Genomic DNA, 12,218 nt, shown 5'->3' with positions numbered 1-12,218 from the left:
AATAGTATATACCTTTTTGAAACAACATTCTATCATACAAATTCTGAAAATATTCTGAAAAATTTTAGGGCCGCCTGCCATTGAGGTTTTAGGCAGACCGTGTTAAAATAAAGAAAAGAAAAGTATCGCTAAACACTTTCAGGAGGTAACTTTGTGAAAATCAAAGAAAATGACACTGTCCGTCTTAAAGAAATAAATGAACATTTTGAAGCCCTAGAAGCCATTATGTCCAAGCTGTCCCCGGAAACGCTGGACGCACTCAATGCGTTTCATGATGAATCTTTTTCGATTCCATACTGTGTAAAATGGGGCGCAACCGGCATCGCTGAAGTGCTGGAAGCCGTTAAAGCTGAAAATTAATTAACTGGTCAAAGCAAAAATCCCCTGCCTTTATCGACAGGGGATTTTTTATAATGATTTTATAAATCTGAGACCCTCAGCATTAAAGTTTTCACCCAGATGCTGCGTAATATCTGGTTTGTAGCCATGCTTTTTATAAAACGCACAGGCATTTTCATTTTTTTCGAAGGCCCAGATAACCATTTCCTGATAATTCCGTTCTCTTGCCAGCGCTTCTCCAAACGCCAGCAGCTTACTGCCAATCCCCTGCGCCTGAAACGCTGGATCAACATAAATCCGCCAGAGCTCAAAGGCCTCGAGCTTATCCGCATCTGCGCTTTTACCGCAGGAGAGTACGCCTTTCACTCCTTTTTCATCGAACACGTAATTCTCCAGTCGGTTTGTCCGGAATTCGTCTTTAATGGCCTCACTGCGTTTGCCGCACCACACTTCATCGAGCTGCACAGGGTCCACATAGCCCGCATAAGTGGTTTTCCAGCAATGGTTGACGATTTCCGCTGCACGTTCCGTATCTTTTTGTATGAGCCTGCGGATAGGTCCCGCCTTGATGGTAATCCAATAAATGCACATGGGCTTTCCATCAATATAAGGCTTCTCCTCTTTTAATACACCACCACATTTCAGCATCGTTTTGATTGATCCCATATTATCCGCGTAGCAACCCAGCATCACTGCCTCAAGCCCCAGCTTCTGAGCCGCCTCAAGCACCAGCGATAAAATCTGCACCGCATAGCTTTTCCCGCGCTCCGAAGGGCGGACAGCATAGCCAATATGTCCCCCGTATTCCGCAAGAAAGGGCTGACCCAGGCTGTGACGAAGATCAACAATCCCCACAATCCGCTGATCTTGTTCACGGACTGCCAAAAACGTCGAGGACACCACCCAGTCCTCCCGCACTGTTTGAAAATCTCTATTTCTTCTAATGTTTTCCAGCCACTCCTCATAATCCATCTGATCGAGAAGCGCGCTGCCGTTGATGACTCTTTCGCCGGCTTGAAAAAATTCATTTTTGAACGCCAGTATTGCAGTTTTATTTGCTTTTGTGGGTGGGATGAGTGTTAAGTTTTCCATGAGGTGTCCTTTCATTGATTTATCTGAACCTCAAAATAATATCCTAAATATTTCATCTGACTGTAATTGTTTTTTCTGCTTTTAATCAGCCTGCATTCGATAAGACTGCTCAATTAATTCCATCACATCATCTATTTCAGATGTATGTTCAAAAAATAACTCAACATCACCATTGCCCCACCGGCCAATACCTGTGATATCTCTGCACACTCCTTTAGGGTCGATTATTTCTGGGTATTTCATATTTAACGAAATACGCAAGCGCTGTTTCTGCACTACGATATCTGTAAAGTTTGTGTCCAGTTTATAGGCGATATAAAGCTTTTTAAACTCTCTCTTTACGTCCGGTGACAAATTCATAATACGTCGGTCAAGCATTTCAAATAGCATTTTTGTAAAGGCGTTAATGTTGTAGGATTCTAATGTGTAACGCTGCGTAGGCTTTTCTTCTACCTGGTATGGAGCTAATTCTTCTGGTTTTAAATCTGGGTATTGCCATATCTGTTTCGCTTTATTATTTAATAAAGCTGCGCGTTCTTTAATGCGCTGTTCATTCCACTCTGTAAGTTTAACAAGATAAGCATTCAAACGAAGCGCACTCTCCTTAAATCCACCCTCCATCTCCATTTTTATCATAAACGGACTATCGCTCATTTCGGAATTATAAGCGGTGAGCGTAAGATTACCAATTGTGTGAAGATAAGTTTTTTGTATTTCACGCCAGTTTGGTCCGAGCATTGTTTTCCAATCATCCCTTAGATTATTACTCTGCGGCATAATATGCTCGATTGTATAATTTTCTATAATAATTGGAGCTTTGTTCCCGAAATTCTCCAAATGACTCAAGATAAAGTTTCTGGAGCGCATATTATAAATATCCTTTGTAACAAAGGCTTTTCCAAACTTGTCGTCATCAGGAAACTCCTTGTAATCGTCCCTTAATATGAAGAATGCTTTAATAGAGTTTACATAATCATCTGTACGAATTTTATTGCGCAGAGTTGCAAAGGTCTTGTTCAGTGAATTGGTCGGAATATCACAAATACTTCTGCGGAAAACATAACTGATGCACATTTTCATGATTTCAATCAGGTTCTCCTCAGTAATGGCTCCTTCTGCACAATCGCTATGTACTTTCAATAGAAATGGATATGCAACATCCATTCTCAAAGCATGGATATCCGTATACAATGCTTTGACATTCGGATTTAAACTACGTCTAAAAATCATATCTGTATAATATTTCGCATAAGTCAGCAAATCCTCACACAATTCACGAACGGAGGCAAACTCACAATTTAAATGATATGCTTTAAATTCCTCATAGACGCAGTTAATCTTTGGAATGCGTGTTAATTTCATGGTCAGATAATCACGGAAAAATTTATCCATGATCGAATCCTGCTTTTCATAATCAAAAAGCAACTCCATAGGCCTCCACTGATGCGTATACACATAATTCTGCTCACTGGTTTCCAATCCCATCAAAACATAATTTCGAATCAAATCAGACTCTGACAGCTCTTTACCTGTGGAATTCAGGCTTTCGAAAATGGCCTGTGCATCATCCACCGCACGATCAAGAGTAATGTTTACAATCTGGAGTTTTCCGATAGATTCATAAATTTCTGCCGGTTTCAATTCCATATCTGCAATACGATCTGAAAAGAATTGATAATTTTCCAATATCCGTGATGAGCTTGTGATTTGAATTAGATTTCTTTCTACCAAACCTATCAGCATAGCGCGGTCAGTCTCTGTCAATAACAATTTGTACTGCTCATCGCCAATTTCATACTCGTTTTTTAACAACATACTATTAATGCGCCGAAAATTTATTGTAGTATCTTCTGGATGTTCCATTGCATAATCTCTTAAAGAAATCAGCAGCAAAGCCAACGTCGTCATTCGCTGCTGTCCATCGATAATCATAAACTTCTGAACGCCAGTAGGCATAGCCTGTTCCGCAATATTAACAATCGAACCTACAAAATGGCCTGCTTTGTTCTTCTTTTGCATTTCTACAATATCATCCCACAGCCGTTTGCACTGTTCTAGGTCCCAACTATAGTAACGCTGATAGACAGGAATCAAAAACTGTTTGTTTCCATTCAATATTGCATATATATTTCCTTTTGCCGCATCCATCTTGGCAATCTCCCCTATTATTCTTTTTCGTATGAAGTAGTACACTCAGCAACCATTGATACAGTCTGGGCCTCTATGTTGTAAATTGATTCTTTATAAAAAGGGATCGTTTTTCTTTCCACATCAGACATTACCGGGCCATTCTTTGGAATTAGAAATACTATAAATTTTCTCTTTTAAAATCTCATACTTCTTTTTACCTATACAATATACGTTGAAAAGACTTTCAGACCATACTTTTCCATGATATAATCCTTAATTTCCTCTTAGGTCCCTTTTACTTCCAAAGCCGTCAAATCGAGTTCATTCATATCAAACGTAACCTCAATATATGTCCAGATTTTTTCTAACCAACTGGACCACCGTCTTCACATGTGATTGATAGGCTTTTCTACACGTTTATAGAATGTTCCCTGTGTTTAAGCACTTTTCAAACAATCTTGTCAGCTAAGTTTGATTAGGCTATTTTCGCTTGCAAGGGCATTCTATCAATAATAACGTCGTTATTCATCTTCATTTTTTGTAAGCATAGCCAATCCTGTCATCGTCAAAGATTCCATGTTTTTCATCTGCTTAATCGCCAAGTCACGCAGCGATGCCAATCGCTCTGACTGTTTTTTTCCTTATTCAATCAATACAGCATTATAACTTTCCATGTTTGACAATACCAGTAATTGATTAAGATTCGCATCATCACGCATGTTCCCTTTTTTGTCAGGATTCATTTCTCTCCATTGCTTTGCTGTTATTCCAAATAAAGCAACATTCAGTAAATCTGCTTCATTCGCGTATGTATAAGCAATCTGCTCTTTCGTTAATTCCCGTGGAATAAGATTCTCCTTAATAGCATCTGTATGAATACGATAATTTAATTTTGATCTTTCCTTATTAAGGTTCCATTTTAATGACAATCGACTATTTTCATCTGTTTTTATTCTCTGGTAATCCTTAATGATATATAACTTAAATTCAGGTGATATCCATGATGCAAATTCAAAGGTAATATCGGAATGTGCATATGTTCCGCCATAACGTCCTGCTTTCGATACATTCCTATCGCTGAAACATTGTTTATCCATTTAGATGGGGACATCGTAAAAGCATTAAGTCCTGCTTGGTTTTTAACTTATTCCAATATCGTCGCGCATGCTATTTACAATATTTCTGCGAGATACTTGAATAATATTCTTGATTGGGTCTCCAGCTTCTCCTGCTCTTCGTCCAGATATAAACACATTATGAATAACGACTTCAAATTCCACAAGAGAATTTCGTACATTCTGCCCTGCATAAAGATCAAATACTGCTTTATCTGATTCATAAAATAAATCATACTCTTCTTTGGCTTTAATATACTGATCACGAATCCATGATATTTTTTCTTTTGAATACTCTCTATTTGATATCTGCGTTTCAATATCACTTTTCCGCCCCAAACTATTATTTTCATTTTGCAACTGTTTTCTATAATCCTCAATCTGATAATCTAAACTTTTCAAAACAGCATCAAACCATTCCATTGAATAATTAGGTGCATATTCAACGCTGTTCAGCACATCATTTGGTGATATGTCAGGATAGAGATTAATTATTCCAATCAATTTTGTATATATTTCGTTTAATTTATCTATTTTTGTCTCTTGTTTTTTGGTTTCATAATCATAACGAATTCTATTTCTTTTAATTCTATAGTTTAGAAGTGATGTACATATCGTTGTGACTAATGTAATTCCCGCACCAATAAGTGCAGCTATTATTGCTTCTGACCTCATTATTTCTCCATTTATAGTTTCATTTTTGAACTGTATTTTCTATCTTTGCGCTGGTTACCACTCTCTATCCTAATCACATTACTACGTTTTCTTTTCTCAATTTGCACCGCCTCAAAAATTTTCTTTGATATCATCGCTGGGTTATTATCTGTTGACAAATACTTTGTTTCGCTTTCCCTCGATTTCAAAAGGCGAACATCACCGGTATATTTCTCATTGCTCAGCATGACATCAATTGTTCTTTTACACCACTTTTCTTTTCCAGTTGGCGATGGTATTTTTCTTCTTTCCAAATCCTTGATGATACCCAGAACGCTCTGCCCGCTAAGATACAAATCAAATATCAACTTCACATTCTTCGATGTTTCCTCGTCAATAACCAGATGCCTCTCCGTATCATGCTTATATCCATAACATTTTCTGTCATACAGCTTCGATCTTCCAGAAACCGCACTTTGCTTGATTCCCCACTTAATGTTTTCACTACGGGATTCATTCTCCGCCTGCGCAAGCGATTCAATAATAGAAATCATCAAGTCACTGTCTGTATTTGCAGTATCCAACTCTTTAGCTGCTCTGCATTTCAAGAATGATAATCATCCTGTTTTGATTATATCATCTACTCAACTCATTTACAGTAACAATCCTATCTCCACAACCCTATCCGTTTTCATCTTGTCAACTCAACCCTACATTATTCAGCAGTAGCTATGTTCCCGGAAAGTCTTTTCAGCAATTATACAAGAGCCAAAACCCGAACTTCAAATCACGGAAATTCCCTTATTTCAAGCCATTCCTTGGCTTTTATTTTTCGACCCGTGACATCAACACAACACTCTCAACGTGCGTTGAGTGTGTGAAAAAGATTCCTGAAAGACGTAATCCGGCCTTGGTGGAAACAACATAATTCCTACAAAAATGATCTTCTAGCTACTTTTCTAAGCCTTAGCTTTGTCCTTCTTTTAGATTATATCATAGATTTTTTGGGGCTTAGCATCTCCAGATAGAGAACTACTTGCCCGTGTTGCTCGGCATAATCGGATTCTAATTGTGCCACAGTCTGAGGCACAATTACTACAGTTCTTTTTTTTATTTTATTAATGAACGAAAGGCTACTGCGTAACTCTTCCGTAAAGTAACCATTCAAGTCTGGCATTCGTATCAATATTGAAGAATAATGGAAAAAACGCTGCACTTTACTACAGTCAATAACTAACAGGGCATAGCCTTTTAAATGATTCTAAAAAAACAAGAATCTTGCTTGAGATTTAACATTGCTTGCACATGGTACATATTGAGTGCTCTTAAGGCTATTTGATATTATTTTTTTCGTTTTGAATCTTGAATGATTTCTTGAATAATTTCAAATAACCTACAGAACGCATTGTAAGATGGTGAGCTTTTTATTATCGTTGACCGAGCTGCAAACTCTTGCTTGCTCAAAGCATAATTGATGTCATTATTTTCAGCCATAGATATCACCCTTGTATCGCTCGAGCCATCTATTACTTTTATGCTATCAGCACCACAAAGACTCCGCTTAACACACAGTAATCCATGCTCGATATCTCTTCCATATTTATCAAAATCGTTTCCTAAAAACAGTCTCCGTTCTTTTTTGTCGGAGCATACATAAAAGGTCTTGATTTCAACATCTGAGTAATAATGCTCAATGCAGATTTCGGGTGTTGAAATACGATGCTCTGGAATAGGTAGAACTAAAGAATACACCCCATTTTCCCAATATTTATAAGGATTTGGCTCATTGCCCATTTCTTTTACAATCTTCGGTTCATCGCGGTCTGCAATAAAAATAAAAATCTTACCCAATTTCATTTTACTGAAAGCTCTACACATTTCAAGTAGCGCTGCACTGCCCATTTCTTGTTTTATCATTCCACTTTTAGATGAATTTCCTGGCTCATACTCAAAAAAATCAACCTTGTAAAATTGTTTGATATATTGTGACCAGTACTTTTTCATATGTTTCCAATCGGTGGAACCCTCGGTAATAATCAAAGGATTCTCACCAGTAAAAGCTTCTAATAATCCTCCATATTCCTCGGAATATATTTTTCTAAATGTCTCTGATGCAAATGGAATAATACTACTGTGACTCATAAGTGCCACTGATTCCTCAATTTGTGAATACAAGCAATGCATATCAGCATGTGCTTTGATACTTAATACCATGTGAGTGCCAATTGCTTGGAGCGTAGGTGCACCATATAACGGAGGATTATCAAAAAAGAAAGAAATATCCTCAAACAATTCGCACATATCCTGTGCTTCTATGAACACTTCAATTGGACATGCTTCTGCTGCATAATGCTGTCCCGATACTGAAAACAAAAACTTTTCTTTCCCCAAATAATAATGCTCTATGTTACCGTCAGCAAATGAGTTATCACTAAGTATTACTGACGCTGATCCAATAGTTAGCCTTGTATCTCCAGTTACTTTAATGTTATGATTATGACAGATACACTTAAAAATAAATCGTCTTAATTGTAAATCGCTTAAGCAAGCAATAGTTGATGAATAGTTTTGGAATAGCCTCAAGAACTCCTGCATCATTTCATCTGAATATTCTTCTTGACAAAACCCGACTCGAGAAACATACCCCGGGCACATATAACAACCATCATCCCACACAGATACTATATAGTTTACAGAATGTGCTTTGAAGTATAATATACTACTGCTTTCAAGAAGTTTTGTTCTTGTCTCAATTTCAACATCCTCTGTATCGTAGTAGCCGCGCTCAAATTCTTCTTTATTAAAATCATAGTAACTAAATGACATAAATACGGACACTAATCCAGTACCTTTATCAATCTCAAATCCTAATTCCCCATACTCATCGAAATGCAATTCAAGTATGTCAGTATCTTCATTGACTTCATCTTCATCGTAAAAACAGGTGCCCACGATTTTTTCAATTTTATTTATTAAAACTAGAACCTCTTCAATATCCATAATACCTCGCCTTCATTTCATGTATTTATCCGTTATTACTATAAACTGTGTAATACCATAAAATATAAAGCGTATCTTTTACACTTATTTTGTTTTCACTCACTCTTCGTCCGTTATTTACACGATATTCCAAACAGAATAACTTTTTCTTCTCGGATTTTCCATACGAAAAAATTTTTTACTATAGATAGTCACTTTCGACATAATTCGACACAAACCTCAACGTGCCCCGTCCCAGGAAATAAATCCACTGGCTGAACTTCCTGCACCTGATACCCATACTCACGCAGTATTTTCAGGTCGCGAGCCAGGGTGGAGGGGTTGCAGGAAACGTAGACGACTTTGGGGACGGCCAGGTTTTTGATCATTTCCAGGAGCGCGGGGTCGCAGCCTTTTCTGGGCGGGTCGAGGACAATGACATCGGGGTGGACGCCTTCTTCTGCCAGTTTTGGGGCTTCAGTTTCGGATTTTCCCTGGATAAAGCGGATATTTTCGATCTGATTGCGCTCGGCGTTCTCCTGGGCGTCAAGGACGGCGTTTTCCACGATCTCGATGCCATAGACCTGGGCGGCTTCACGGGCCAGGTACAGGCCGATGGTGCCTGTGCCGCAATAAAGGTCGAAAAGTGTTTCGGTGCCGGTTAAGGCGACCATCCTTTTCACCAGATCATACAGCACCTTTGTCTGGCGGGTATTGACCTGGAAAAAGGAATTGGGCGAGATAAGAAAGCTCAGGTCGCCGATGCGTTCCTCGATCTGCGGTGTGCCCAGCAGCAGATGGTTTTCTCTGCCCAGCACGGCATTCCCTCTGGTGGTATTGACATTCAGGTAGATGGAACGCACATCTGGAATTCTCTCGGTAATGGCTTGCAGGATTTTATCTTTATGCTTGAGTTTTTTTCCGTTTCCCACGATCACAATCATATTTTCGCCCTGCTCGTTGGTTCTCTGGACAATTCCTCTCAAAAAGCCTGTATGCTGCTGCTCGTCGTAAAGCTCAAAGCAGCCATCTTTCAGCAGCGCGTTAAAGGTTTCTATGACCTGTACACAGCTTTCAGGCTGGGTCAGGCAGTCTTCGATGGGGACAATCTGATGGCTTCTCTTGGCGAAAAAGCCCACGCCTTTACCGCTGATTTTAAACTGAGCTTTATTGCGGTAGCGGTACGGCACCTCCATGCCGATCACGGCGTTTACCGGAACGTCCTTAATCCCGCCGATTCTTTCCAGTGCGTCGGTGACGATTTTATGCTTGATGGCAAGCTGAGCATCGTACTGCACCTGCAGGAGCTGACAGCCGCCGCAGCGCCCAAAATAGGGACACGGCGGCTCCTGCCGTGTCCCGGAGGGAGCAATCAATTTTAAAATCTTTCCGGTCATATAGGTCTTCTTGATGGCGGTTATCTCAATTTCCACTGTGTCGCCCGGCACGCCGCCGTCCACAAATACGATCATATTGTCGATCCGGCCGACGCCCTCGCCGCTGTGGGTAATATCCTCTAACACCATGGTGATTTTCTCTTTTATCTTCAATGGTTTCTTTTCCTTTCTCGGTTAGGATTATTGTAACAGAAAATGCCTGGTCTGTCATATAAAAAACCGCGCCGCTCTCGGTGAACGGCACGGTCTTTTTTATTCGTTATCCTTCAGATAAGCTTTCATCTTTTCAAAGGTTTCATCGCTGATGATATGCTCGATACAGCAGGCGTCGTTTTCTGCCACCTTAGGGCTGACATCCAGAACCTGGTTTAAAAACTTGGTAATAATACAGTGTTTTTCATAGATTTTGATGCCCATGGCCTCGCCGCTGTCGGTCAGATAGATCTGGCCATAGCGCTCATGCTCTACATAACCCAGGGATTTCAGCTTTTTGACAGCGTCGTTGGCGCTGGCCTTGCTCACCCCCATGGCCTGGGCAAGGTCGGTGATGCGGACGCCCCGGTTATCCTGCGAAAAATCCAAATATATGGTTTCAATATAGTCTTCAATTGATTCGGTTAGTTTTTTTTCCATTTCCATTTTTACCACCATTTTTTCTTTTATTTTTACCTCTGGTTCCTGGCTTTTTCTCTGGGGCCTTTCCCTTGGCCATTTTTGCGCCGCGGGGTTTTTCGGGGATCAGCGCCCCTTTGTGACTGCCGATCAGGTCTCTCCGGCCGGCCTTTATCAAAGCCTCGTGAACCAGCTTATAGTTCTCTGGCCGATTGTACTGGATCAACGCGCGCTGCATCAGCTTTTCCCTATCCTTTGGAATATGCATGGACTCCATGGTAAAGGGATTATAGCCTGTATAATACATGGCTGTGGCGATGCTGCCCGGCGTCGGATAGAAATCCTGCACCTGCTCGGGCACAGCGCCATGGTCCCGGATGTACTCACTCAGGGTGATGGCGTCGCTCAGGGTGCACCCTGGATGGCCGGTTATAAAATAAGGAACCACAAATTGATTGGTCTTGAACTGTTTATCATACTGGACAAATTCCCGGTGAAAACGTTCGTAAACCGAGAAGTCCGGTTTTCCCATGCTGCGGAGCACAGACCCCGCCACATGCTCTGGTGCTACCCGCAGCTGTCCGCTGACATGGTATTTCACCAGTTCTTTAAAAAAGCTTTTATTTTTGTCTTTCAGCAGAAAGTCGTAACGAATGCCAGAGCGGACAAATACCTTCTTGACGCCCGGCAGCTGCCTTACTGCCCGCAGCACCTCCAGATATTCACTTTCGTCCGTGTCCAGATTCTCACAGGGCTTGGGAAACAGGCACTCCCTGTGCGGGCAGACGCCTTTTGTTTTCTGCTTTTCACAGGCCGGATTTCTGAAATTAGCGGTTGGACCGCCGATATCATGGATATAGCCCTTAAAATCCGGATCTTTAATCATGCGTTTTGCTTCGGCCACAATGGAGGCCTTGCTCCGCTTTTGGATATACCGCCCCTGATGAATGGCAAGGGCACAGAAATGACAATTTCCAAAACAGCCCCTGTTGGCTGTAATACTGAATTTTATTTCCTCGATTCCCGGAATTACACCGTCCCCCAGCGAGCTTTCGCACTGGCGGAAAGTATAGGGCAGTCCGTAGATTTCATCCATCTCTGCCTCAGTCAGCGGCATCTGCGGCGGATTCTGGCACAGGTACCGGTTGCCGGTCGCCTGGATAAATGGCCTTGGGTTAAAAGGATCATTGCTCCCATGAATGACTTTTGCCGCTTCGGCATAAGCCTTTTTATCCTCGGTCACCGCTTCGCAGCCCGGCAATTCCACACAATCCGAAAGCATTTCTTTAATGATACAGGCTGTACCTTTAATGTAGTTTAATTCGGATACCGGAATGCCGGCATTGAGGCTGTCCGCAATCTCGACAATGGCCTTTTCGCCCATGCCGTAGACCAGAAGATCGGCCCGGCTGTCAAAGAGAATTGAGCGCCGCACCTTGTTCTGCCAGTAGTCGTAATGGGCAAAACGCCGCAGGCTGGCCTCGATTCCGCCAATGATAATCGGAACATCCTTATAGGTCTCCCGTATTTTGCCGCAGTAGACAATGGTGGCCCGGTCGGGCCTTTTTCCGGCAGCGCCTCCCGGCGTATACACATCTTTTTTCCGCCTCTTTTTATTGACGGTATAGTGGCTGACCATGGAATCAAGGTTTCCGGCTGTCACCATAAAGCCGAGGCGCGGGCGGCCAAAGACCTCAAAGGCCCCGGCGCTGTGCCAGTCGGGCTGGGCGATAATGCCCACCCGGTAGCCATGGCTTTCCAGCACCCGTGAGATCACCGCCGCCCCAAAGGAGGGGTGATCCACATAGCCGTCCCCTGTGACCAGGACAAAGTCAACCTCTTGCCAGCCGTGGTCACACATTTCCTGCCGGTTGGTCGGTAAACATTGATTTTTCATGGT

9 protein-coding genes and 1 pseudogene are annotated in these 12,218 nt (G+C 41.5%); 1 reads left to right on the top strand and 9 read right to left on the bottom strand.

What is annotated here, in order from left to right; genetic code table 11:
• Positions 1 to 153 precede the first annotated feature (153 nt).
• Positions 154 to 360, top strand: coding sequence for a hypothetical protein (locus DW091_RS07235; protein WP_058695029.1), 207 nt, complete (start codon positions 154 to 156; stop codon positions 358 to 360).
• A 48-nt stretch (positions 361 to 408) separates the two neighbouring features.
• Here the strand turns inward: DW091_RS07235 and DW091_RS20100 are convergent, their stop codons facing one another.
• From DW091_RS20100 to DW091_RS07190, 9 genes and pseudogenes are all read right to left on the bottom strand, one after another.
• A complete protein-coding gene (locus DW091_RS20100) occupies positions 409 to 1,431 on the bottom strand; it encodes a GNAT family N-acetyltransferase (protein WP_158577850.1) in 1,023 nt (340 codons plus the stop codon).
• An 81-nt stretch (positions 1,432 to 1,512) separates the two neighbouring features.
• Positions 1,513 to 3,579: a DUF262 and DUF1524 domain-containing protein gene (locus DW091_RS07225; protein ID WP_118517794.1), complete on the bottom strand. Its 2,067-nt coding sequence runs from the start codon at positions 3,577 to 3,579 to the stop codon at positions 1,513 to 1,515.
• A gap of 503 nt (positions 3,580 to 4,082) precedes the next feature.
• Positions 4,083 to 4,702, bottom strand: a pseudogene (locus DW091_RS07220) (KilA-N domain-containing protein); the annotation flags it as partial.
• Entirely contained in the window at positions 4,701 to 5,351 is a 651-nt protein-coding gene (locus DW091_RS07215) for a hypothetical protein (RefSeq protein WP_199678142.1), read from the bottom strand. The pseudogene DW091_RS07220 and the gene DW091_RS07215, both read right to left, overlap by 2 nt.
• An 11-nt stretch (positions 5,352 to 5,362) precedes the next feature.
• Positions 5,363 to 5,938 (bottom strand): recombinase family protein, encoded by a 576-nt coding sequence (locus DW091_RS07210; protein ID WP_224168759.1) that lies wholly within the window; start codon positions 5,936 to 5,938, stop codon positions 5,363 to 5,365.
• Between the two features lie 733 nt (positions 5,939 to 6,671).
• On the bottom strand, positions 6,672 to 8,330 hold the full coding sequence (locus DW091_RS07205) for a hypothetical protein (protein WP_118517793.1): 1,659 nt from the start codon (positions 8,328 to 8,330) through the stop codon (positions 6,672 to 6,674).
• Positions 8,331 to 8,521: 191 nt separating this feature from the next.
• Positions 8,522 to 9,859 (bottom strand): 23S rRNA (uracil(1939)-C(5))-methyltransferase RlmD, encoded by a 1,338-nt coding sequence (gene rlmD, locus DW091_RS07200; RefSeq protein WP_118517792.1) that lies wholly within the window; start codon positions 9,857 to 9,859, stop codon positions 8,522 to 8,524.
• A gap of 99 nt (positions 9,860 to 9,958) precedes the next feature.
• Complete coding sequence (locus DW091_RS07195) at positions 9,959 to 10,339, bottom strand: metal-dependent transcriptional regulator (protein ID WP_041690140.1); 381 nt, start codon at positions 10,337 to 10,339, stop codon at positions 9,959 to 9,961.
• Positions 10,311 to 12,215, bottom strand: coding sequence for a YgiQ family radical SAM protein (locus tag DW091_RS07190; RefSeq protein WP_224168758.1), 1,905 nt, complete (start codon positions 12,213 to 12,215; stop codon positions 10,311 to 10,313). The genes DW091_RS07195 and DW091_RS07190 overlap by 29 nt, the downstream gene beginning before the upstream one ends.
• Positions 12,216 to 12,218 lie beyond the last annotated feature (3 nt).

This window comes from Eubacterium sp. AM05-23 (assembly GCF_003477535.1).
Classification (GTDB): domain Bacteria; phylum Bacillota; class Clostridia; order Eubacteriales; family Eubacteriaceae; genus Eubacterium; species Eubacterium maltosivorans.
Note: the sequence above shows the minus strand (reverse complement) of the source record. Positions and strands in the feature narration are given on the sequence as shown.

What these genes read in the sequence shown, in the direction of transcription:
- DW091_RS20100 (WP_158577850.1), bottom strand. Translation starts at nt 1,431, where the DNA reads ATGGAAAACTTAACACTCATCCCACCCACAAAAGCAAATAAAACTGCA.
- DW091_RS07225 (WP_118517794.1), bottom strand. Translation starts at nt 3,579, where the DNA reads ATGGATGCGGCAAAAGGAAATATATATGCAATATTGAATGGAAACAAA.
- DW091_RS07215 (WP_199678142.1), bottom strand. Translation starts at nt 5,351, where the DNA reads ATGAGGTCAGAAGCAATAATAGCTGCACTTATTGGTGCGGGAATTACA.
- DW091_RS07205 (WP_118517793.1), bottom strand. Translation starts at nt 8,330, where the DNA reads ATGGATATTGAAGAGGTTCTAGTTTTAATAAATAAAATTGAAAAAATC.
- DW091_RS07195 (WP_041690140.1), bottom strand. Translation starts at nt 10,339, where the DNA reads ATGGAAAAAAAACTAACCGAATCAATTGAAGACTATATTGAAACCATA.
- DW091_RS07190 (WP_224168758.1), bottom strand. Translation starts at nt 12,215, where the DNA reads ATGAAAAATCAATGTTTACCGACCAACCGGCAGGAAATGTGTGACCAC.